This is a genomic window from Stenotrophomonas sp. As-7 (assembly GCF_030291015.1).
Taxonomy (GTDB): domain Bacteria; phylum Pseudomonadota; class Gammaproteobacteria; order Xanthomonadales; family Xanthomonadaceae; genus Stenotrophomonas; species Stenotrophomonas lactitubi.
This window is the reverse complement of record NZ_CP127405.1, coordinates 2,266,074-2,287,558: the sequence shown is the minus strand read 5'-3', so window position 1 is coordinate 2,287,558 and position 21,485 is coordinate 2,266,074. Positions and strand designations below refer to the sequence as shown.

Annotated in this window: 21 protein-coding genes; 16 read left to right on the top strand and 5 right to left on the bottom strand. The window is 66.4% G+C overall.

Annotation, left to right across the window (positions count from 1 at the left end):
• Positions 1 to 159: 159 nt before the first annotated feature.
• The 4 genes from QP457_RS10610 (at position 160) to QP457_RS10595 (ending at position 2,969) form a co-directional block, all read left to right on the top strand.
• Positions 160 to 1,350: a methyl-accepting chemotaxis protein gene (locus QP457_RS10610; protein WP_100552494.1), complete on the top strand. Its 1,191-nt coding sequence runs from the start codon at positions 160 to 162 to the stop codon at positions 1,348 to 1,350.
• 98 nt (positions 1,351 to 1,448) lie between these two features.
• A complete protein-coding gene (locus QP457_RS10605) occupies positions 1,449 to 1,664 on the top strand; it encodes a hypothetical protein (protein ID WP_205404047.1) in 216 nt (71 codons plus the stop codon).
• 161 nt (positions 1,665 to 1,825) lie between these two features.
• A complete protein-coding gene (locus tag QP457_RS10600; protein WP_205404046.1) occupies positions 1,826 to 2,290 on the top strand; it encodes a hypothetical protein in 465 nt (154 codons plus the stop codon).
• Between the two features lie 151 nt (positions 2,291 to 2,441).
• On the top strand, positions 2,442 to 2,969 hold the full coding sequence (locus tag QP457_RS10595) for a hypothetical protein (RefSeq protein WP_205404045.1): 528 nt from the start codon (positions 2,442 to 2,444) through the stop codon (positions 2,967 to 2,969).
• Positions 2,970 to 3,205: 236 nt separating this feature from the next.
• Here QP457_RS10595 and QP457_RS10590 read toward each other — a convergent pair whose 3' ends face one another.
• On the bottom strand, positions 3,206 to 5,965 hold the full coding sequence (locus tag QP457_RS10590) for an EAL domain-containing protein (RefSeq protein WP_205404044.1): 2,760 nt from the start codon (positions 5,963 to 5,965) through the stop codon (positions 3,206 to 3,208).
• 143 nt (positions 5,966 to 6,108) lie between these two features.
• On the opposite strand from QP457_RS10590, the gene QP457_RS10585 reads away from it, so the two are divergent.
• The gene (locus tag QP457_RS10585) at positions 6,109 to 8,211 is read left to right on the top strand and encodes a PAS domain-containing sensor histidine kinase (protein ID WP_180167013.1); all 2,103 of its coding nucleotides are present in this window, start codon (positions 6,109 to 6,111) and stop codon (positions 8,209 to 8,211) included.
• 4 nt (positions 8,212 to 8,215) lie between these two features.
• Positions 8,216 to 9,991 carry an EAL domain-containing protein gene (locus tag QP457_RS10580; RefSeq protein WP_099818411.1) on the top strand — a complete coding sequence of 592 codons (1,776 nt, stop codon included), beginning with the start codon at positions 8,216 to 8,218 and terminating at the stop codon, positions 9,989 to 9,991.
• A 95-nt stretch (positions 9,992 to 10,086) separates the two neighbouring features.
• Here QP457_RS10580 and QP457_RS10575 read toward each other — a convergent pair whose 3' ends face one another.
• The 4 genes from QP457_RS10575 to flgA form a co-directional block, all read right to left on the bottom strand.
• A complete protein-coding gene (locus tag QP457_RS10575) occupies positions 10,087 to 11,304 on the bottom strand; it encodes an ATP-binding protein (RefSeq protein WP_099818410.1) in 1,218 nt (405 codons plus the stop codon).
• 91 nt (positions 11,305 to 11,395) lie between these two features.
• Positions 11,396 to 11,734, bottom strand: coding sequence for a flagella protein (locus tag QP457_RS10570; RefSeq protein WP_025879114.1), 339 nt, complete (start codon positions 11,732 to 11,734; stop codon positions 11,396 to 11,398).
• On the bottom strand, positions 11,731 to 12,036 hold the full coding sequence (gene flgM / locus QP457_RS10565; protein ID WP_025879113.1) for a flagellar biosynthesis anti-sigma factor FlgM: 306 nt from the start codon (positions 12,034 to 12,036) through the stop codon (positions 11,731 to 11,733). The genes QP457_RS10570 and flgM overlap by 4 nt, the downstream gene beginning before the upstream one ends.
• A gap of 75 nt (positions 12,037 to 12,111) precedes the next feature.
• Entirely contained in the window at positions 12,112 to 12,768 is a 657-nt protein-coding gene (gene flgA / locus QP457_RS10560; RefSeq protein WP_191078046.1) for a flagellar basal body P-ring formation chaperone FlgA, read from the bottom strand.
• A 131-nt stretch (positions 12,769 to 12,899) separates the two neighbouring features.
• Here flgA and QP457_RS10555 point away from each other — a divergent pair, with 131 nt between their 5' ends.
• The 10 genes from QP457_RS10555 to flgJ all read left to right on the top strand — a co-directional run bounded on the left by QP457_RS10555 (position 12,900) and on the right by flgJ (position 21,484).
• Positions 12,900 to 13,844, top strand: a complete 945-nt coding sequence (locus QP457_RS10555; protein ID WP_089241055.1) for a chemotaxis protein — start codon at positions 12,900 to 12,902, stop codon at positions 13,842 to 13,844.
• 147 nt (positions 13,845 to 13,991) lie between these two features.
• Positions 13,992 to 14,387, top strand: a complete 396-nt coding sequence (gene flgB / locus QP457_RS10550; protein ID WP_089241053.1) for a flagellar basal body rod protein FlgB — start codon at positions 13,992 to 13,994, stop codon at positions 14,385 to 14,387.
• A gap of 3 nt (positions 14,388 to 14,390) precedes the next feature.
• On the top strand, positions 14,391 to 14,798 hold the full coding sequence (flgC, locus tag QP457_RS10545) for a flagellar basal body rod protein FlgC (RefSeq protein WP_025879109.1): 408 nt from the start codon (positions 14,391 to 14,393) through the stop codon (positions 14,796 to 14,798).
• A gap of 23 nt (positions 14,799 to 14,821) precedes the next feature.
• The gene (locus QP457_RS10540) at positions 14,822 to 15,505 is read left to right on the top strand and encodes a flagellar hook capping FlgD N-terminal domain-containing protein (protein WP_025879108.1); all 684 of its coding nucleotides are present in this window, start codon (positions 14,822 to 14,824) and stop codon (positions 15,503 to 15,505) included.
• Between the two features lie 32 nt (positions 15,506 to 15,537).
• On the top strand, positions 15,538 to 16,761 hold the full coding sequence (flgE, locus tag QP457_RS10535) for a flagellar hook protein FlgE (RefSeq protein WP_205404043.1): 1,224 nt from the start codon (positions 15,538 to 15,540) through the stop codon (positions 16,759 to 16,761).
• A 32-nt stretch (positions 16,762 to 16,793) separates the two neighbouring features.
• Positions 16,794 to 17,543 carry a flagellar basal body rod protein FlgF gene (locus tag QP457_RS10530; RefSeq protein WP_099818408.1) on the top strand — a complete coding sequence of 250 codons (750 nt, stop codon included), beginning with the start codon at positions 16,794 to 16,796 and terminating at the stop codon, positions 17,541 to 17,543.
• A gap of 103 nt (positions 17,544 to 17,646) precedes the next feature.
• Entirely contained in the window at positions 17,647 to 18,432 is a 786-nt protein-coding gene (flgG, locus tag QP457_RS10525) for a flagellar basal-body rod protein FlgG (RefSeq protein ID WP_025879105.1), read from the top strand.
• Between the two features lie 22 nt (positions 18,433 to 18,454).
• The gene (gene flgH / locus QP457_RS10520) at positions 18,455 to 19,147 is read left to right on the top strand and encodes a flagellar basal body L-ring protein FlgH (RefSeq protein ID WP_025879104.1); all 693 of its coding nucleotides are present in this window, start codon (positions 18,455 to 18,457) and stop codon (positions 19,145 to 19,147) included.
• A gap of 8 nt (positions 19,148 to 19,155) precedes the next feature.
• Entirely contained in the window at positions 19,156 to 20,289 is a 1,134-nt protein-coding gene (locus QP457_RS10515; RefSeq protein WP_240196375.1) for a flagellar basal body P-ring protein FlgI, read from the top strand.
• A 1-nt stretch (position 20,290) separates the two neighbouring features.
• Entirely contained in the window at positions 20,291 to 21,484 is a 1,194-nt protein-coding gene (gene flgJ, locus QP457_RS10510) for a flagellar assembly peptidoglycan hydrolase FlgJ (RefSeq protein ID WP_100552485.1), read from the top strand.
• Position 21,485: the final 1 nt, after the last annotated feature.

Sequence of the window (21,485 nt, the reverse complement as noted above, 5' to 3'; positions counted from 1 at the left end):
TGGGGTCGGATCCCTTTCCTGCAGGGATAGGGCCCTGACCCCAGACCACCCGGGCGCGCCGGAAAACCGGCGCATTCAGAATGCATTTCGGAGCACATCGACGTTAAAGAGAAGGGGGGTACGGCCGATACATCCTCCGTGCACCTCCCGAGAACGTCCATGTACTCACGCATTTTCATCCGTCTGGCCGCCCCCCTGGCTTTGACCCTGCTGCTCCCCTTCGCCATCGGTTTCGAATGGCCGGTCGCCCTGCGTTGGGCGATCCTGACCACGATGACGCTGAGCTGGCTCGGCTTTGCGTGGTGGACCGCCCGCGCCCAGGCGCACCGTTCCCCGGAACATGCCCGTGTCCTGCGTGAGCAGGACCAGCTGCTGACCGAGCTGCGCAACTTCGTCGGCAACGAGATCGACGGTTCGCGTGGCGAAGTGGAACGCGCCCGCGACCTGATCCGCCAGGCCGTCTCCAGCCTCGGCGGCAGCTTCGATGCCATGAACCGCAAGTCGCGCCAGCAGAGCCAGGCGCTGTCACGCATCGTCGACCGCGCCGGTGACGAAGGCGGCGCCGGCCTCGACGTTGCCCGCTTCGCCCAGCACGCCAGCCACCGCATGGAACAGCTGGTGGAAGCGCTGGAACAGGTGAGCGGCCAGAGCAGCACCACCGTGCAGCACATCGACCAGATGGCGCAGCACCTGGATGGCATCTTCGCGCTGCTGGAAGACGTCAAGTCGATTGCCGACCAGACCAACCTGCTGGCCCTGAACGCCGCCATCGAAGCTGCGCGTGCCGGTGAAGCCGGCCGTGGTTTCGCCGTGGTCGCCGACGAGGTCCGTAACCTGTCCGAGCGCTCGACCACCTTCAACGAGCAGATCCGCAAGCTGGCACACAGCTCCAAGGACGCCATCGCCAAGGTCCGCGAGACGGTTTCGCACATGGCCTCGCGCGATATGGACCGCTCCCGTGAAGCGCGCCAGGAAGCCGCGGCGATGCTGGACAACGTGGCGCAGATCAATGCGTCGCTGGGTGATGGCATGCGCGAAGTGTCCGACTGCGCGCGTTCGATCGACGGCAGCGTGGCCGAAGCCGTGCGCGCCCTGCAGTTCGAGGACATCGCCACCCAGGCGTTGGGCGGCGTGCATACCCACCTGGACCGCCTGACCGCGATCAACCGCGAAGCGGTGGCCCTGCAGGAACTGCTGCATCGCAACGGCGGCGTGTTCGACGAGGAAATCGCCTCGGCCCTGCAGCGCACCGGCAGCCGCCTGCGCGAACTGCGCAGCGAATGGGAACGCCCGCCGCACAAGCCGGTTGCCCAGCAGAGCATGGGCGCCGGTACGGTCGAGCTGTTCTGATCCTGATGTCCGCTGCCTCTTCCGGCAGCGTGCAAGGCCCCGGTTCTGCCGGGGCCTTTGCGTGTGACCCGCCTTTGGATGCATCCTGCAAGCGCACCATGACCCTGATCCGCGCCCTGCCCCCGATCAACGAGAACGAGCGCCCGCGCAATGCGGGCGTGCGTGAGCAGCTGCGGCAGCTGGAAGAGGTGGCCCGCGAAGAAATGCAGGAGCTGCAGCAGCTGGCTGATGCGCGCCCCGCCCCCGCTGTGGCCGGCGACGACCTGCTGGGGTTGGCGTGGGACCTGGGGCTGGATGGCAGTGCGTTGAAGTAGATCCACGCCATGCGTGGATGGCTTTCACCTGAACGACTGCAGTCACAAATCTACTGCATCTGTCGGCGCTCTCTGCCGAAGGTGATTTCAGATTCATTGCATGGCTTGAGCTGCGAAAGCGGGACAGACTCCCCGCTCCGCCTTGCTGCTCAGGATTCAAAATGGCACTCGACCTTGGAAAGGCCCGCGAGGTCTTCGATGACTTTCTGATGATCATGGACGACCAGATTGAGTGGTTGGTCGACCAAGGGCACTCCCGCGGCATCGACCTTGATGGCAGCCTGGAGAGCCTTGATCGCCTTGAGTTCCTGTACGCACTGATGTCTGCAGCGATGTCGGAGGACGAACAGGGTGCTCTGCGAGTTGTGTTTGCACGATATCTTGGCGATCTCGTGTGCCAGCATCACGGTGGCAAATGGACTCTGCCACTGGATGATCCCAAGGACATAAATTTCAACATGCCGGTTATCGTGGGGCATTCATCCTGCCCGTGGCTGGAGTTCAATCCCATCCACACGATGCGAGGCTATTCACTTCGGCCCAAGCCCGGAATGATCCGAAGCGTCGTTGCGCACAGTGTTGACCCACAAGTTCTCGATCTCAGCGATCTGGTGGAAGAGGATTGACCCGAAGAAACCGCTGGATTCTCTGGACGGGCCCGCCAGGACTGCGGCTCGTTCTGGACGTCATCCATGCATGGCGTGAATCTACCAGGCAGCCTCCGGATACTACGCAGCCGCTATGGCATGATGCGCCGGTCCCGTTCATGGAAGACCGATGGCCATCGCCCTGATTACCTTGCTGCTGGTCGAAGTCCTGCTGCTGGTGATGTGGGCGCCGTTTTACTTCCGCACCGGTATCGTCCTGTTCAACCAACGCATTGCCGCTACGCCGGCCGAGTTGGCCCAGCTTTCGCTTGCCGGCCTGGAGCATGACCTGCCGACCGATACCTGGTTGCGCCTTGTGTTCCATGCACTGCCTGACGGCAGCATCGCCTTTCGCGAGAGCTTCGCTCCCAGCTTCGGCGGTCGCTACTTTCCGCTGATGCGCGGCCGGGTGATGATCGACGCGCGGCGCCGGGAGGTGCGGGTGGTCGGGCTGTGCAGCTGGTTCGCGCTGGGCCTGACGCTGATGCTGGTGCCGATCATTCTGGCCCGGCCAGCGGCGTGGCCGATGCTGGTGGCCCTGCTGCTGTTCTACATGGGCTATTACATCCAGCTGCGACGCTATGCCAACGTGGTCGAAGCGGTGCGCGCACGGCTGCGGTCCGAATTTCCGCAGCGCTTGGTTACCGAACCGAAGTAGATCCACGCCATGTGTGGATGATCGCGCGTGCAGGCATCAATGCCGACCAAGGTCGGCATCTACCAGAGCAGTGTAGATCTACGCCATGCGTGGATGATCGCGCGTGCCGACATCAGTGCCGACCGAGGTCGACATCTACCAGAGCAGTGTAGATCCACGCCATGCGTGGATGATCGCGCGTGCCGACATCAGTTCCGACCAACGGTCGGCACCCACCAAAGCAGGATCGCGGCGCCTCAGCGCGCCAGCACCACTTCGCTGGCGGCGTCGGTGCGGCCTGGTGCGAGGTGCTGCTGGCGCAGCCACTGGGCCAGGTCGCGCGGGCTGAGCGGGCGCGAGTACAGGTAGCCCTGGATCTCGTCGCAGCCCTGGCGGCGCAGCATGTCCTCTTCCTGGTGCGTTTCCACACCCTCGGCCACCACTTTCATGCCCAGGGCGTGGCCCAGGTGCACGATCGCCTGGGTGACCTCGGCGGTACCGGAATCATGCAGCATGCCCTGCACGAAACTGCGATCGATCTTCAGGCGGCCGACCGGGAAGCGGTTGAGGTAGTTGAGGTTGGAGAAGCCGGTACCGAAGTCATCGACCGCCAGCGGCACGCCATGCCGTTCAAGCACATCGAAGCAGTGGCGCAGGATGTCGGTGTCACGGATCAAGGCAGACTCGGTCAGTTCCAGCTCCAGCCGCTGCGGCGGCCATCCGTGGGCGTGGCAGATCTCGATCACGCGCTCGGCGAAGCCGCGATCACGCAGCTGCACCGCCGATACATTCACGGCGATGCGCTCGAAATGCAGGCCAGCACGATCCCACGCGGCCGCCTGGCGGCAGGCTTCGGACAACACCCAGTCGCCGATGCGGACGATCTCGCCGCACTTCTCGGCAATCGGAATGAACTCGGCCGGGCTGCAGTAGCCGATCCCCGGCCGATGCCAGCGCAGCAGCGCCTCGATGGCTGGCGGCTCGCCGTGATGGGCATGCAGCAGCGGCTGATAGGCCAGGCTGAACTCATCGCGCTCGATGGCGCCATGCAGGCCGTGCTCGATCTCCAGCCGCCGCTGGATCCGCGCCAACGCGTCCTGGCTGTAATACTGGTAGGTGTTGCGACCGGCTTCCTTGGCCGCGTACATCGCCGCGTCGGCTGCGCGCAGCAGTGAATCGAAGTCGGTCTGGCTCTCGCCGAGCATGGCGATGCCCACGCTGGCGCCCACCTTCAAGGTGGTATCGCCGCGGCGCAACGGTTCGGCCAGCGAATTGATCAGCTTGCGCGCTACATGGCCGGCATCTTCCGGCTCGGCCAGGTCGCGCAGCACCACGATGAACTCGTCGCCACTGAAGCGGCCGAACAGGTCGTTGTTGCGCAGGTTCTGGTGCAGGCGGGTCGCGGCGGCCTTCAGCAGCGCATCGCCGGTGGCGTGGCCGAAGCTGTCGTTGATGTTCTTGAAGCCGTCCAGGTCGATGAACAGCATGGCCAGTGAGGTGCCGCGATCGCGCGCCTCCTCGATGGCCTCGGACGTCTGCTCACCCAACAGAACCCGGTTGGGCAGCCCGGTGAGCAGATCGTAGTGCGCCAGCAGCTCGATGCGTTCGTTGGCTTCACGCTCGCGGGTGATGTCACGGAACAGGACCACGAAGCGCGGCGGCAGACCATCGCGACGATCCAGTTCGATCAGCACCTGCACCCATACGCGCAGGCCGGATTGGCGGTAGAAGCACAGATCCAGCTGCTCGGGCAGGCCGCCACCGGCAATCCGCCCCAGCGCCGCTTCGAACGCCGCACGCGACTCCTCGGCGTACAGTGCGAGCGCCTGGTCGAGGGTGATCGGTTCCTTGCGCAGGCCGTGGATGCGATAGCACTCCTCGGTCCATTGCATGTTGCGCGTGGCAACTTCGATCTCGCAGCCGCCGATGCGGCCCAGCGCGGATACGCGGTTGAGCAGTTCGGTGCGCCAGCGGATGAGCGCATCGGTCTGGTGCTGTTCGGTGATGTTCTGTACCTGCCCCAGCAAGCGCTTGGGCTGGCCGTCCATGTCCAGCAGCGGTTGCATCCACAGCCGCAGGTGCTGGGAGGGTTCGTTGCCGCGGGTCAGTTCCAGTTCGATGTTGGCGGCGCGGCCATCACGCCACAGGCGGCGCCAGGCGGCACGCAGTGCGCCGCGTGAGCGGGGGTGCAGCTGCTTGAGCCAGCGTCGCTGCCCCGGGATGCTGCCTTGCTGCAGCGCCAGCAGCGAGCGCAGCTCCGGCGACCACCAGAAGTGGCGGCTGTGCGGATCGAACGACCAGCTGCCCATGCTGGCGATGCGCTGGGCTTCGCGCAGGTGCAGCTGCTGCTCCTGCAGCATGGCTTCCAGCTGCTTCTGCTGCTCGATGTCGGTATGGGTGCCGACCATGCGCAGCGGCTGGCCATCGGCGGTACGGGCCACCACCCGGCCGCGGTCCAGCACCCATCGCCACTGGCCATCGGCCTGGCGAAAGCGGAACTGGGCGCTGTACTGCTCACTGCCACCCTGCAGGTGTTCATCCAGCGCGGCACGCACCTGGGTGATGTCGTCGGCGTGCACGCGCGCCAGAATCTGGGCGGCGGTTTCCTCACCCAGCGCGGGCGTGCGGGCCACCCGGTCGCTGGGGATGTCCCAGTCCCACAGGCTGTGGCCGGCGCTGTCCAGCGCAAGTTCCCAGCGGCCACCGCCGTCGATCGGCACCGGCTCGGGTACGCTGAGGGTGAAGGCGAGCAGGTTGCCGCTGTTGTCATGCACGGCGCGCAGGTGGCCATCGTAGTGGCCGCGTGGGCCGCCTGGCAGCGTGCAGGCGACGATGCCACCGTCGGCGGCCAGCAGGCGCAGGTCTTCCAGCATCGGCGCGTAGGCGGCCACCGTAGCCGGCAGGCCATGCTCGCGCGCGGCCGGATTGGCCGCGAGCGGGCGCCCGCTACGGTCGACGATGACCAGCGCCGAGGCGAGCGGATGCTGCAGCAGGCTGGCGATGATCCCTTGGTCCACGCGATCTTGCTCCGGATGAAACGCCCGACAGCGGGGCACGCAGTGGTTAACGGCGCCTGCGGCGGATAATTGAGTGGCCAGGGCACACCTGCGCGGTAAGATGACCGGCACCCCTCTTCCCTGCCCACCTCCCTGCCCTGTCCATGCCCGTAGAACCGACCGGCACTGCCCCTGTTCCCGACCCGCGGATGGCGCAGGCGCTGGGGCGCGACCGTCGGCGCGTGGTGCTGAGCTACCTGGCGATGGCGCTGGCCTGGATGATCGCCACAGACGGCGCGGTGACAGCGCTGGTGCCCGACCCGCAGCAGGCGGCACTCTGGCAGAGCATGAAGGGAGCGTTCTTCGCCCTGGCCAGCGCGGGCCTGCTGTACCTGCTGCTGCGGCCGCTGGCCGAGCACGTGCTGCACACCCATGCCCGCCTGCAGGCTTCCGAGCTGCGCCTGCGGCAGATGTTCGAAGGCAACCCGGGCCCGATCCTGGTCTATGACCTGGACACGCTGGCCATCCTCGATGCCAATCCGGCCGCCTGCAGCACCTTCGGCTGGGACCGCGACGCGCTACTGGCACAGACCATCGACGTGCTCTGGCCACCGGGCCAGGACCAGGCGTTGCAGACCAAGCTGGAAGAGATCCGCGAGGCGCCCGAGCAGCTGTGCATCCTGCGCGCGCAGTTGCAGCTGCGCGACGGCAGCCTGCGGCAGATGGAACTGCGCTCGAACGCGATCGACTACGACGGGCACACGGCGCGCCTGCTCATCGCCATCGACCGCACCGCCGAAGACCTGGCGCAGCTGCGGCGCGACCAGGCATTGGCCCGGGTGGAAGAAGCCCACGAACTGGCGCGGATCGGCGCATGGGAACTGGATCCGTCCACCGGCCAGGGCCGTTACTCCAACCAGGTCTATCGCCTGCTGGGCCGTCGCCCGCCCGAGGCGCGACGCTGGCACCGTTTCGACGAACTGCTGGTGGCAGCCGACCCGGCCACCGCCGCACAGACCGATCAGGTGCTGGCCGGGCTGTGCTCCGGCGAGCAGGTGCAGGTGGATGTGCTGCTGCCGGTACTGGCAATGGATGGCCGCGCGCTGATGGTGCACCTGCGTGCGGCCAGCGGTGTGGATGAGGCCGGCCGTGACCGGATCCTGGGCACCCTGCAGGACGTGACCGAACGAGAGCAGTCACGGCGCCTGCTGCGCGAACGCGAGGAGCAGTTCCGCGAGCTGGTGCGGGTGTTGCCCGATGGCGTGGTGATCCTGTCCGACGAACATGTGCTGTACGCCAATGCGTGGGCGGCCGGCCTGTTCGGCTACGGCAGCCACACGCTGCTGGGCGAGCCGCTGTCAGCCTTGGTGGCAGGCAGCGATCTGGCCCGGCTGCGCGCGCAGATGCGCGCTGGGCAGCCCCAGCACAGCCCAGGCCACAGCAGCGTGCTGGCCATGCAGCGCGCCGATGGCCGCAGCTTCCAGGCCGGCCTTGCGGTGGGTGACGTGCGCTACGGCGGGCGTGACTGCAAACTGCTGATCGTGCGCGACCTGAGCGAATCGGAGCAGACCCGCAGCGCGCTGGAGACCAGCAACCGCGAGCTGCAGGCGATGGCCGGTCGTCTGTTCTCGCTGCAGGAAGACGAGCGCCGGGCAATCTCGCGCGACCTGCACGATGACATCGGCCAGGCGATCACCGCGATCAAGCTTTCGGCCTATGCGGCGCAGGACGAGGACGACGCGCAACGGCGCGGCGAGGACCTGGCACAGATCGTCAGCCTGGCCGATACCACCGTCGCCAAGCTGCGCGACATCTCCACCCTGCTGCGGCCGCCGCAGCTGGATGCGCTGGGCCTGGAAGCGGCGTTGAGCTGGCAGGCGCGCGTGCTGTTCCGCTCGTCCAGCGTCGAGCTGCAGGCTGAGATCGAATCGCTGCCCACGCGCCCGGACAACAGCATCGAACAGGCGTGCTTCCGCATCGCCCAGGAAAGCCTGACCAACGCGCTGCGCCACGCGCGCGCCAGCCAGGTGGTGCTGCAGCTGCGCGACGTCGACCAGCGCGGGCTGCACCTGATGATCCGTGACGATGGCGAGGGGTTCGACCCGGATGGCCCGCGCGGCCTGGGCCTGATCGTGATGCGCGAGCGTGCGCAGAGCGTGGGTGGCCATGTCCGGATCGAGTCGGCGCATGGCGCCGGCACCCTCGTCGATGTCCACCTTCCTTACCAGGCCGCTGTTACCGCGGCCGTCGAGTCAGCGGAATACTGAGCCCATGTGGAACCCCAACCTGCCCCCGGTCAGCATCGATGATGCGCCTGATCGCCTCGGCGCCGGCAACCCCGAGCTGCAGGCGATGGTCGCGGAAGCCGCTTCCGGAGGCACCCCGCTGATGCTGATGCATGTGGACATCGACCACTTCGCCTCAGTCAACGAGAACATGAGCGCGGAGGTCGGTGACCAGGCACTGGTGCTGGTCGCCCAGCGCCTGCAGTCCTACCTGCGCGGACGCGGCATGCTGTGGCGGCATGGCAGCGATGAGTTCCTGATTGCCGTACCGCGCACCGCCGATCTGCCGCTGGCCGAGGATTTCGCCGAAGAGATCCGCCAGCAGATGGAGCTGCCCCTCTCGGTACTGCCCTACACGCTGTTCATGACCGGCAAGCTGGGCGTGAGCCTGTGCCCGGAGCACGCCAGCAATGCCTCGCGCCTGCTCGACCATGCCGAGGACGCGCTGTACCAAGCCGCCCGCGAAGGTGGCAATGCGGTGCGCATCCATGCGGTGGACACGCCGCCGAGCGCACATAGCGAGAGCATCATCGCGCGACAGATCGTCGATGCCATTCCCAACGGCGAACTCAAGCTGCGCTACCAGCCGCTGGTCAGCGCCCGCGATGGCCACGTGGTGGGCATGGAGGCGCTGCTGCGCTGGCAGTCGCCCACCCTGGGCATGCTGGTGCCGGAGCGTTTCATGCGCACCGCCGAGCGCCTGGGCATCATCGTGCAGATCGGCACATGGGTGCTGGAAGGCGCGTTGAAGCAGGCCCGGCTGTGGCGCGACCAGGGCTTCGATGACTTCACCATCGCGGTGAATGTTTCCACCCTGCAGCTGCTGCGGCCGAACTTCTTTGCCGAGGTCATGGGCGTGATCCAGGCCTCTGGCGTGCCGGCGCAGATGCTGACGCTGGAGATCAACGAAAGCGCGCTGACCAACAACGTCAACTTCGTCCACGAAACGCTGGCCAACCTGCGCAACGAAGGCATCAGCCTGAGCCTGGACAACTTCGGTACCGGTGATTCCAGCCTGAGTGCGCTGGTGCGCTACCCGGTGGACAAGTTGAAGATCGACCGCAGCTTCATCAAGAGCGCGCCTGCCGGCAATCGTGAAGCGGCGATCGCCCGCGCGATCATCGCGATGGGCCACCAGCTGGGCATGACGGTGATCGCCAACGGCGTGGAATCGCAGGCGCAGCTGGGCTTCCTGCGCCGCAACGACTGCGACGTGTTCCAGGGTTATCTGTTCGGCGAACCGATGTCGGCCGATGCCGCCGGCATGACCCTGCGCCGCCGTTACCTGCGCCCGGAGGCATTCGCCGAAACCCGTCCCGACCGCACCCTGCTGCTGCTGGACGACGAGGAGAACGTGCTGCGCTCGCTGGTGCGCCTGTTCCGCCGCGACGGCTACCGCATCCTGGCCGCAGGCAACGTGCGCGATGCGTTCGATCTGCTGGCGATCAACGACGTGCAGGTGATCCTGTCCGACCAGCGCATGAGCGACATGAGCGGCACCGAGTTTCTGGGCCGGGTGAAGATGCTTTACCCGGACACGATCCGTCTGGTGTTGTCCGGCTATACCGACCTGAACACGGTGACCGATGCGATCAACCGCGGTGCGATCTACCGGTTCCTGACCAAGCCGTGGAATGACGACGAGCTGCGCAAGCACATCCACCAGGCGTTCCGTACGTACGAGGAACAGCGGCGCAGCAACGGTGGGCCGGTTGCCGCCGAGCCGGCTGATGGTGGTGAGGATCGGTCACCGCTGCGCTGAACCTGCACACGGGGTAGTGCCGGCCGCTGGGCGGCAGCTGCGGGGTAGCCGGTTTCATCGGGTTGCCGGCCAGCGGCCGGCACTACCAGAGGCCTTTACCGTGGCTGCTTGATCGGCAGCACCAGGCGGAAGCGCGAGCCGACGCCCGGCGTGCTGTCCAGGTCGATGCGGCCGTGGTGCTTGTTGATGATGCTGTAGGAGATCGACAGGCCCAGGCCGGTACCACTGCCCACTGGCTTGGTGGTGAAGAACGGATCGAAGATGCGCTGGCGCAGTTCCGGCGAGATGCCGCCGCCAGTGTCTTCAAATTCCACCCACACCGTGTCTCCGTCCACGCCGGTACGCACGGTGATCGTGCCGCGCTCGGCGATGGCGTGACCGGCGTTGAGCAGCAGGTTCATGTAGACCTGGTTCAACTCCGACGGCAGGCATTCCACCAGCGGCAGCTGGCCGAACTCGCGCACCAGGTGCACCTTGTACTTGAGCTCGTTCCAGATGATGTTGATGGTCGATTCAAGGCCGGAATGCAGGTCGACCAGCTTCCACGACTCATCGCGGCCGGAATAGGAGAAGTCCTTCAGGTCGCGCACGATGCGGGTGACGCGCTCGATGCCTTCGCGTGATTCGGCCATCAGCTGCGGCAGGTCGCGGCTGATGAAATCGATGTCCAGGCGGTCACGGATATCGTCGATTTCCGGAATCAACGCCTTCGGGTCCGGCGCGCGCAGAGCACGTTCGTAGGCCTCGATCACCGTGAACAGGCTGCGCAGGTATTCCTGCAGGCTGCCCAGGTTGGAATGCACGTAGCCGATCGGGTTGTTGATCTCGTGCGCGACGCCGGCGGCAAGCTGGCCGATGGAGGCCATCTTCTCCGACTGCAACAGTTTTTCCTGGGTGCCGTTCAAGCGCAGGTACGCCTGGCGCAGTTCGGCATGGCGCTGCTGCAGTTCGCGCTCGTAGTCTTCCTGGCCTTCGATATGACGGAACAACGCCAGGTAGTGCCCCGAACCGGGTTCACCATGGAAGTACAGATGGGCGATGACCACGCCCTCGCCCAGCGGCAGGCTGCCGTTCCAGTGACCGTGCTGGCGCGCATGTTCGAGGGCATCCGGCGGCAGCAGTTCACGCAGGCGCTGCGGCGGCGGCAAGGCGCCTTCGTCGCTGCCCAGCAGGCTCTGTGCGGCCGGGTTGGCCAAGGCCACCTGTCCATCTTCGGTGAACAGCAGCAAGCCTTCGCGCAGGCGCTCAAGCAGGGCCTGCAGCACCGGTTGCGGCGGAAGGGGGGCGGTAACCAGAACGTTGGCAGCAGACACGGCGGCTCGGGGCGATCAAACAGGCGCCCAATATACGCGTTCATGCGGCGGCCGACAGCCGCCATCGGACGGTCAGCCGACCGCCGGCCTGTCAGGCGACGGCGAGTGGCCGCCGCGCGGTGACGGTGTGCGACTGGCCCTTGGCATCGTATGCCGAGGACTCTTCGGTGCGGCCCATCTGGCGCAGTGCCCAGTTGACCTCGCGCCGGCGCCGCGACAGCAGCACGCCGTTGGCGCGGTTGCGCTCGGCCAGTTCCTGCAGTTGCTCGCCCTCGCCCACCGGTGGCGCGCCTTCCAGCGCACGCAGCGCTTCCAGCTTCGCACCGGTGGCACGGATCAGGGCGTGCACGTCGTGCTCGACCAGGGCCTGGCGTTCAACGTCCAGGGCCTGGGCAAGGCGCTGCAGCGGCTCGCTCATCGCCGCGGTCATCCTTGCAGCTGCTGGTCCAGTTCAAGCATGCGCGAAGCGATCGCGTCCGGATTGATCTTGTAGGTGCCGTTCTGCAGCGATTCGCGCACCGCTGCAACACGCTGGGCGTCGATCGCCGGGGCGGTGCTCAGCTCACGCTCGATGGCCTGCAGGTTGGTGGCTTCGCCGGTCAGGCGCAGGCTGTCGGCCGCCTCGACCGGACGTGCCGCCGAATCGGTGCTCACGCCGGGCTTTGCGGCCGGGGTGGTCACGCTGCGCAGTGCCTGGGGGACCTGCAGGTTGCCGTCGATTTTCTGGCTCATGGGGTTTCCTGGAGTTGCCGTACACAAGGGATAACGGCCGCAGGGCCGTGATCTTTAGGGGAATTCTGAATTATTTCAACGCGCCACGATTACGTCACCGGCCGCGTCCACCGTGCCCTGCACGATACGGCGCGAGGACAGGTTTTCCACTGAGACGCGCTCGTTCTGCCCGGCATCGCCCAGTGCGCGCCCGGCGATGCGGACCTCGACCGAACCACGCCGCGATACCAGTGCCACATTGTCTCCACGCTTGATGAGACGCTGTGCAACCAGATCATTGCTCGACAACAGGGTTCCCGCCGGCAACGGCCGACGGGCGATGCGGCCGATCGCTGCGGCAGGATCGGCCAGCACTGCGCCGGCAATCCGTGCCGCGTCACGCTGGGCAGTACTGATATCGGCGGCGGCGATGGATTCTCCAGTGCCAATGCCACGGGTCAGCACCAGCACGGTCTGGTTGCGGCGCACCTTCACCGGCACGAACAGGCGCCAGCCGCCGGCGTCCGGGCAACTCACCTCCACCGTGGTGTTGGCCGTGGGCTGCACCTGCAATGCGCCGCCACATTTTGGAAGGCGCAGCGCATCGGCGACGACCGCCTCACCTTCGGTGCCGGCGGCCAGGGTCGACAGTGCCGCGGCACGGATGCTGGCCACCGGCTGCCAGTCGGCCGCAGTTGCCCACGGCGCGGCCACGGCCAGTGCAATGGCAAGGAAAGAAGCAATGCGGCGCATGGCGCCTCCTGTCGGTAAGACCTGGCCCAGACGCGTGCAAGCTGCGTGCCACTGGCCAAGGGCGGACAGCTTCCCGGCCCGTCTCTGCACAGGCCCTCAAGTTCCGCCCTGCCCGCGCCGATACAGCAGCCATGTCCCATGACCTGCTCAACCGGATCGACCAGCGAACCCGACTGGCCGGCCACAATCGCCTGGCGCTGCTGCTGTTCCGCCTCGGCGGACGTCAGCTTTTTGGCGTCAACGTCTTCAAGGTGCAGGAAGTGCTGCGCCGCCCGGAGCTGTTCCAGGTGCCCGGCCTGCCCGGCCAGTTTGCCGGCGTGGCCGATGTACGCGGCCGCTCGGTGCCGGTGCTGGACCTGGGCCTGGCCATCGGCCACCCCGAGCGCGAGCCGGATGCGGACACTGCACCGGGCTATCTGGTGGTGACCGAGTTCAACCGCTCGATCCAGGGCTTCCTGGTCAGCGGCGTGGAGCGCATCGTCAACATCGCGGTGGAAGACATCCACCCGCCGCCGGAACTGGGCGCTGAATCCAGCTACCTGACCGCAGTGACCCGCTTCCAGGGCGAGTTGATCCAGGTGATCGACGTGGAAAGCGTGCTGGCCGACATCGCCCAGGTGCGCGGTGAAGCGGTGCTCGACCCGGCCATGGCGATGCCCGCCGATGCCCCGCAGCTGCAGGTGCTGGTGGTGGATGATTCGCGGGTGGCGCGCCAGCAGATCCGCAGCGTGCTGGACCAGCTGGGGGTGGGTGCGACCCTGCTCTCGGACGGCAAGCAGGCGCTGGACCACCTGCTGCAGATCCATGCCTCGGGTGAAAATCCGGCCGATCGCTACGCCATGGTCATCTCGGACATCGAGATGCCGGCGATGGACGGCTATACGCTGACGACGGAAATCCGGCGGCATGCCGGCCTGTCCGGGCTGTACGTGCTGCTGCATACCTCCCTGTCGGGCGTATTCAACAATGCGATGGTCGAGCGCGTGGGTGCCAATGCCTTCGTCGCCAAGTATTCGCCGCACGAGCTGGCCGATTTCGTGCTGGACCGCCTGCGCAAGGTGGCGATGGCGGCGTAAGGCCCTCTCCGGTAGAGCCGAACCTATGCTCGGCTTGCACGGGGCCTGAACGAAACGCAGCCGAGCATGGCTCGGCTCTACAGGATCGCGCGCCACTTTGGCACACCGCTTGCAGCTTCCCGGGCAATGTTCCCGTGGGAGTGCACCGTGCGCAACCTGATTACCGACTACCTGGGCGTCCATGCCCAGGCAATGCCGTTGCGCGAACAGCGCATGAAGCTGATCGCCAGCAACCTCGGCAATGCCGACACCCCCGGCTACAAGGCCCAGGACCTGGACTTCGATTCGGCCCTGCGCCACGCCCAGGGGCTGGATGCCAACGGCCTGATGACCACCACCAACGAGCAGCACTACGAAATCAGTAGTGGCCTCAATCCGTTCCAGGTGGCCCGCGAGGGCGTGCAGCCCAGCATCGACGGCAACACCGTCGACCCCGATGCCGAACGCGCCGCCTATGGCCGCGCTGCACTGGAATACCGCGCTTCGCTGAGCTTCGTCGAAAGCAAGGTGCGTTCCATGCTCACCGCGATCACGGGGCAATAAGCCATGAGCAACCTGCCGATCTTCGACATCGCCGGTTCCGCACTGCAGGCGCAGTCGGTGCGCATGAGCACCATCGCCTCCAACCTGTCCAACGCTGACAGCATCGCCGGCTCCGCCGACGCGGTGTACAAGCCGCTGGAACCGATCTTCCAGGCGGTCACCAGCAAGACCGATCCGAACATCACCTCGGTGCAGGTCAAGGAAATCACCCAGAGCAACGCGGCGCCGATCAAGCGCTACGAGCCGGGCCATCCGCTGGCCGACGGCGATGGCTACATCTACCAGCCCGACGTCGATCCGGTGGCGCAGATGGTCAACCTGATCTCGACCTCGCGCAATTACCAGGCCGGCGTGGAGATGTTGACCACCGCCAAGGAACTGGCCCTGGCCACCCTGACCATGGGCCGCTGAGGCCCGCTGCACCGGACACCGCCATGACCACTGCCGTCAACAACCAGAGCAACCAGGACGTCTACGCCGCCCTCGGCCTGAACGCCCCCAACAGCAACGCCACCAAGAAGAAGAACACGCTGGACCAGGCCGATTTCCTGCGCCTGATGACCGAGCAGCTGCAGCACCAGGATCCGCTGAAGCCGATGGACAACACGCAGATGGTCTCGCAGATGGCGCAGATGTCGACCGTGCAGGGCATCACCGATCTGAACAAGTCGGTGAAGGGCTTCCAGGAGTCGATGGCCAGCGACCAGGTGCTGCGTGGCGCCGCGCTGGTCGGCCACCAGGTGCTGGTGCCGTCGGAAAAGCTGGTGCTGGAGAAGGAAGGCTCGGTGGAAGGCACGGTTGCCGCACCGGCCGCCGGCATCGTCACCGTGGACGTCACCGACGCCAATGGCGCCAAGGTCACCTCGATCAGCGTGGAAGCCAAGGCTGCCGGCGAGACCGCGTTCACCTGGGATGGCAAGGATGCCAACGGCAAGCGCATGGAGCCGGGCAAGTACAACATCGTTGCCAACCACGTCGACACCACCGGCAAGAGCACCAAGCTGTCCACCTTCGTGCAGGCACCGGTGGAAAGCGTGACCGTCGGTTCCGACGGCCTCTACCTGAATCTCAAGGGCCTGGGCACGGCCCCTCTCGACTACGTGCTCCGCGTCAGCTGAGCCGCACCCACCGCATCCAACAGGAGCATCCCATGGGCTTCAACATTTCCCTGTCCGGCATCAACGCTGCCAACTCGGACCTGAGCGTCACCGCCAACAACGTGGCCAACGTCAACACCACCGGCTTCAAGCAGTCGCGCGCGGAATTCGCCGACCTGTTCGCCGCCACCAGCTACGGCCTGTCCAAGAACGCGATCGGTTCGGGCGTGCGCGTGTCCAACGTGGCCCAGCAGTTCATCCAGGGCAACAACGAGCAGACCGGCCGCAGCCTGGACATGGCCATTTCCGGTGAGGGCTTCTTCACCATGAACATGAACGGTGCACGCGTTTACTCGCGCGCCGGCAACTTCCAGACCGACGCCGCCGGCTACGTGGTCAACCCGCAGGGCGCACGCCTGCAGGTGCTGGCACCGAACGCCGACGGCACCAACTTCGATGCCGGCCGCCTGGTCGACCTGCAGCTGCTGACCACCGACAGCCCGCCCAAGCAGACCAGTGAAGTCAAGGTTGGTTTCACCCTGCCGGGCAATGCCAAGCAGCCGACGGTGAACCCCTTCGACCCTACCAATTCCAACAGCTACAGCCACTCCAGCGGCGGCATCACCGTCTATGACTCGCTGGGCGTCAGCCACACCCAGGTGTCCTACTTCGTGAAGGAAGCGGCCACCAACGCCTGGACGGTGCACAACTACGTCGATGGCCAGCCGGCCGGCACGCCGACCCCGCTGACCTTCGACAACGCCGGCAAGCTGACCGCACCGGCCAACGGCAAGATCAGCCTGGGCACCTTCACCCCGACCACCGGCGCTGGCGTGCTGAACATGACGCTGGATGTGAGCGGCTCGACCCAGTACGGGGAGAAGTTCGCCCTGCGCAACACCCAGCAGGATGGCTACGCGGCCGGCAAGCTCAACGAGATCACCGTTTCGGAAACCGGCGTGGTGTTCGCCCGCTATTCCAACGGCGACGACAAGCCGCTGGGCCAGGTGGCGCTGACCAGCTTCAACAATCCGCAGGGCCTGGAACAGAAGGGCAACAACCTGTGGGTGGAGACCTTCGATTCGGGCACGCCGCGCACCGGCGCCGCCGACACCTCCAACCTTGGCAAGATCCAGGCTGGCTCGCTGGAATCCTCCACCGTCGACCTGACCGAACAGCTGGTCAACATGATCACCGCGCAGCGTAATTTCCAGGCCAACGCGCAGATGATCACCACCCAGGACCAGATCACCCAGACCGTCATCAACATCCGTTGATGACCTGCTGACCCTGTCACGGAACTCCCCGCATGGATAAAGCCCTTTACGTGGCGATGACCGGTGCCCGCGCCTCCCTGCAGGCGCAGGGAACGCTCAGCCACAACCTCGCCAACTCGGACACCCCCGGCTTCAAGGAAGCGCTGGCCAACACCGAAGCCTTCCCGATCCGTGGCCCGGGCTTTGCCTCGCGGGTGGATGCGCTGCACGTCGATGCGGGCTTCAACCGCACCGCCGGCGCGCAGCACATCACCGGCAAGCCGCTGGACCTGTCATTGCAGACCGGCACCTGGCTGGCCGTGCAGTCCACCGATGGCAGCGAGGCCTACACCCGTGGCGCCGCGCTGTCGGTGACCCCGAACGGCCAACTGGTGACCTCCAGCGGCCGTCCGGTACTGGATGACAACAACAACCCGATCGCGATTCCGCCCTACCAGGCGATGGAGATCGGCAACGACGGCACGATCTCGATCATCCCGCAGGGCGAAGGCCCGCAGACGATGGCGATGATCGGCCGGATCAAGGTGGTGCAGGCGCCGGATGAGCGCCTCGAACGCGGCCTGGATGGCCTGTTCCGCAATACCGATCCGCTGCAGCCGTTCGCCCAGGCGCAGGGCACGGCGGTGCACAGCGGCCAGCTGGAAGGCAGCAACGTCGATGCCGCCGGCGCGCTGGTACAGATGATCCAACTGCAGCGCCAGTACGAAATGCAGGTGCAGGTGATCAAGCACGGCGATGACAACGCGCGCAGCGCCAACAGCCTGTTGCGCCTGGGCAGCTGACGGAATTCCGGCACCGGCCTGCGCCGGTGCTGGCACGCCGCTTGCACTCCCTACCCCATGGGCCGCATCGCGCGGCCGGCTTCACCCAGACAGGACTCCGAAGATGAACCAGGCATTGTGGATCGCGAAAACCGGACTGGATGCGCAGCAGATGCGCATGTCGGTGGTTTCCAACAACCTCGCCAACACCAACACCACCGGCTTCAAGCAGGACCGCGCCAGCTTCGAGGACCTGCTGTACCAGCAGGTGCGCCAGCCCGGCGGTTCGTCTTCGGCACAGACCCAGTTGCCCACCGGCCTGCAGATCGGCACCGGCGTGCGCGTGGTGGCCACGGCCAAGAACTTCGAGCAGGGCAGCCAGCAGCAGACCGGTCGCGCGCTTGACGTGATGGTCAACGGCCGCGGCTTCTTCGAAGTGCAGATGCCCGACGGCAGCTCGGCCTACACCCGCGACGGCTCGTTCAAGATCAACCAGGACAGCGAGCTGGTCACCAACAGTGGCTACCCGGTGCAGCCGGGCATCCAGATTCCCGAAGGCGCGCAGTCGGTGACCATCGGTACCGACGGCACCATCAGCGTGAAGATGGCTGACGGTGCGGCATCGGTGGAAGTCGGTGCGTTGACCCTGACCGACTTCGTCAATCCGGCGGGCCTGCAGGCACGCGGTGAAAACCTGTTCCTGGAAACCACCGCGTCGGGCCCGGCACAGAACGGCAACCCCGGTCTGAACGGCCTGGGCACCGTGGTGCAGGGGGCGCTGGAAGGCAGCAACGTCAACGTGGTGGAAGAGCTGGTGTCGATGATCGAAACCCAGCGCGCCTACGAAATGAACGCCAAGGCGATCTCGACCACCGACTCGATGCTCGGCTACCTCAGCAACAAGCTCTGACCGCCCTCACCGGGAAACTGCCATGTCGCCCCTTTCTTCCTTCGCCCGTACCGCCCTTGCCTGCGCCGTGGCTGCCCTGCTCGGTGGCTGCGTGATCGCTGGCGACGTGCGCCCCTATCCGACGATGGCGCCGTTGCAGCCGATCATGCCGCCGCAGGCCGAACCGACCGCCGGCGCGATCTACGCCGCGGGCCCGACGCTGCAGCTGTATTCGGACCGCCGTGCGCGCGATGTCGGCGACCTGCTGACCATCACTCTGCTGGAAAACACCACCGCGCAGACCAGTGCCAACACCGCCACCAACAAGGAATCGAACCTGAGCCTCGGCACACCGTCGATTCTCGGTGCACCGGTCACCCTGGGCGGCAAGGACATCCTGAGTGCGACGGCCAAGGGCGCGCGCGACTTCACCGGCAAGGGCAACAGCGCGCAGAGCAACCGCCTGCAGGGCAACGTGACCGTGACCGTGGTGCAGCGCCTGCCGAACGGCAACCTGGTGGTGCAGGGGCAGAAAAACCTTCGCCTGAACCAGGGTGATGAGCTGGTGCAGGTACAGGGCATCGTGCGCCCCGGCGACATCAGCGCGGACAACACCGTGCCCTCCAGCCGCGTGGCTGAAGCGCGCATCGTCTATGGCGGCCGCGGCCCTGTCGCGCAGTCCAACGCGATGGGTTGGCTGAGCCGCTTCTTCAACTCCGGCCTGACGCCGTTCTGAGTATGGCCATGAAGATTTCATTCCGATATTTCCTGCAGCGACGCATGGCGTCGCTCTACTGCTTGGTCCTGCTGCTGATGGTGGTGGCCCCGGCCAGCGCCGAGCGCATCAAGGACCTGGCCCAGGTGGGTGGCGTGCGTGGCAATGCGCTGGTGGGCTACGGCCTGGTGGTCGGCCTGGATGGCAGCGGTGACCGCACCAGCCAGGCGCCCTTTACCGTGCAGAGCCTGAAGAACCTGCTGGGCGAGCTCGGCGTCAACGTGCCGGCCAACGTCAACCCGCAGCTGAAAAACGTTGCCGCCGTGGCGATCCATGCCGAGCTGCCGCCGTTCGCCAAGCCCGGCCAGCCGATCGACATCACTGTTTCCTCCATCGGCAACGCCGTGTCGCTGCGTGGTGGCTCGCTGCTGATGGCGCCGTTGCGCGGTGCCGATGGCCAAGTCTATGCGATTGCCCAAGGCAACCTGATCGTCGGCGGCTTTGGCGCGCAGGGCAAGGACGGTTCGCGCGTCTCGGTGAACGTGCCCAGCGTCGGCCGCATTCCCAACGGTGCGACCGTTGAGCGCGCCCTGCCCGATGTGTTCGGTGCCAGCGGCGAGATCACCCTGAACCTGCACAACAGCGACTTCACCACCATCTCGCGGATGGTGGGTGCACTCAACAATGCCTTTGGCGAGGGCTCGGCCCGCGCGGTGGATGGTGGCACGGTTGCCGTGCGTGCGCCGACCGATGCCGGTGCGCGCATCGGCCTGCTGGCCCGCATCGAAAACCTGGAACTGACCCCGGGTGCTGCGCCGGCCAAGGTGGTGGTCAACTCGCGTACCGGCACCGTGGTCATCGGCCAGCAGGTACGGGTCGGCCCGGCCGCGATCTCGCACGGTTCGCTGACGGTGACCATCCAGGAAAACACCAACGTCAGCCAGCCCAACGCCTTTGCCGGTGGCCAGACCGTGGCCACGCCGCAGTCCACCATTACCGCCACAAACGATGGCAGTCGCATGTTCAAGTTCAACGGCGGCACCACCCTGGACGAGATCGTGCATGCGGTGAATGCCGTTGGCGCGGCACCGGGCGACCTGATCGCGATCCTGGAAGCACTGAAGCAGGCCGGCGCCCTGAGCGCCGAGCTCGAGGTGATCTGACATGCGCATCACTCCCGCATTCGAGCTGAGCCCCGCACAGCAGAACGACCCGGCGAAGATCGACAAGGTCGCGCGCCAGCTTGAAGGCCAGTTCGCGCAGATGCTGGTCAAGAGCATGCGTGATGCCAGCTTCGGCGATTCGCTGTTCCCCGGGGAAAACAAGATGTTCCGGGAGATGTACGACCAGAAGATCGCCGAGGCGATGACCCGCGGCAAGGGCCTGGGCCTGTCGAGCATGATCACCCGCCAGTTGTCCGGCGCACAGGCCGATGGCCCGGCACTGGATACCCGGGTGGATCCGGCCAAGGCCAGCCGCGCCTACCAGCTCAATGCGCCGGCGGCGCCGTCGCTGCCGCTGCAGGATGCCGGCCAGGCCGTGCGCATGCTGCAGCAGATGGCGGCCGGTGTGCAGGAGGGCGCGCAGTCTTCGGTCGCACCGATGGAGCAGGCGCTGGACCTGATCGCGGGCCGGGAAAGCAGCAGCATGCACCGTTCGCTGGGCACCGACGATCCCTATGCCGGCGCCATCGGTGGTGCCGATTGGGCCGCTGCCAGCGACCAGTGGGCACCGACCGCCAGCAACCGCGGCAGCAGCGGCACCCCGGCCGATGCGCTGGCCACCCGCACCGCCGTCGCCCAGCTGGGCGCGCACACACCCGAAGGCTTCGTCGCCAGCATCTGGCAGCACGCGCAGAGCGCGGCCAAGGAACTGGGCGTGGACGCCCGCGCCCTGGTTGCGCAGGCAGCGCTGGAAACCGGCTGGGGCAAGCGCCAGATCAAGCATGCCGACGGCAGCACCTCGCACAACCTGTTCGGCATCAAGGCCACCGGCTGGAAGGGCCAGAGCGCTACCGCTGGCACCCATGAGTATGTCGATGGCGTGCGCCGCAACGAGACCGCCAGCTTCCGCGCCTACACCTCGCCCGCGGAGAGCTTTGCCGACTACGTGCGCCTGCTGAAGACCAGCCCGCGCTACCAGCAGGCGCTGCAGGCCGGCACCGATGTGCAGGGCTTCGCGCGCGGCCTGCAACGCGCCGGCTACGCCACCGATCCGCGCTACGCGGCCAAGATCGCCGCGATCGCCGGCGGCCCGACCATCGAGCGCGCCGTGGCCGCCGTGGCCGACGCCGGCTCACGCATCGGTCAGACCTTCGCCAGCACCGCAACCGCGGCGCTGGGTATCACTCGTCGTTGAG

Bases quoted from the DNA above. Each gene is read 5' to 3' on its own strand.
- QP457_RS10600 (WP_205404046.1), top strand. From the start codon at position 1,826: ATGGCACTCGACCTTGGAAAGGCCCGCGAGGTCTTCGATGACTTTCTG.
- flgM (WP_025879113.1), bottom strand. From the start codon at position 12,036: ATGAGCCAGAAAATCGACGGCAACCTGCAGGTCCCCCAGGCACTGCGC.
- QP457_RS10605 (WP_205404047.1), top strand. From the start codon at position 1,449: ATGACCCTGATCCGCGCCCTGCCCCCGATCAACGAGAACGAGCGCCCG.
- QP457_RS10515 (WP_240196375.1), top strand. From the start codon at position 19,156: ATGAAGATTTCATTCCGATATTTCCTGCAGCGACGCATGGCGTCGCTC.
- QP457_RS10610 (WP_100552494.1), top strand. From the start codon at position 160: ATGTACTCACGCATTTTCATCCGTCTGGCCGCCCCCCTGGCTTTGACC.
- flgE (WP_205404043.1), top strand. From the start codon at position 15,538: ATGGGCTTCAACATTTCCCTGTCCGGCATCAACGCTGCCAACTCGGAC.
- QP457_RS10580 (WP_099818411.1), top strand. From the start codon at position 8,216: ATGTGGAACCCCAACCTGCCCCCGGTCAGCATCGATGATGCGCCTGAT.
- QP457_RS10540 (WP_025879108.1), top strand. From the start codon at position 14,822: ATGACCACTGCCGTCAACAACCAGAGCAACCAGGACGTCTACGCCGCC.
- flgH (WP_025879104.1), top strand. From the start codon at position 18,455: ATGTCGCCCCTTTCTTCCTTCGCCCGTACCGCCCTTGCCTGCGCCGTG.
- QP457_RS10595 (WP_205404045.1), top strand. From the start codon at position 2,442: ATGGCCATCGCCCTGATTACCTTGCTGCTGGTCGAAGTCCTGCTGCTG.
- QP457_RS10570 (WP_025879114.1), bottom strand. From the start codon at position 11,734: ATGACCGCGGCGATGAGCGAGCCGCTGCAGCGCCTTGCCCAGGCCCTG.
- flgA (WP_191078046.1), bottom strand. From the start codon at position 12,768: ATGCGCCGCATTGCTTCTTTCCTTGCCATTGCACTGGCCGTGGCCGCG.
- flgC (WP_025879109.1), top strand. From the start codon at position 14,391: ATGAGCAACCTGCCGATCTTCGACATCGCCGGTTCCGCACTGCAGGCG.
- flgG (WP_025879105.1), top strand. From the start codon at position 17,647: ATGAACCAGGCATTGTGGATCGCGAAAACCGGACTGGATGCGCAGCAG.
- QP457_RS10585 (WP_180167013.1), top strand. From the start codon at position 6,109: ATGCCCGTAGAACCGACCGGCACTGCCCCTGTTCCCGACCCGCGGATG.
- QP457_RS10530 (WP_099818408.1), top strand. From the start codon at position 16,794: ATGGATAAAGCCCTTTACGTGGCGATGACCGGTGCCCGCGCCTCCCTG.
- QP457_RS10555 (WP_089241055.1), top strand. From the start codon at position 12,900: ATGTCCCATGACCTGCTCAACCGGATCGACCAGCGAACCCGACTGGCC.
- flgJ (WP_100552485.1), top strand. From the start codon at position 20,291: ATGCGCATCACTCCCGCATTCGAGCTGAGCCCCGCACAGCAGAACGAC.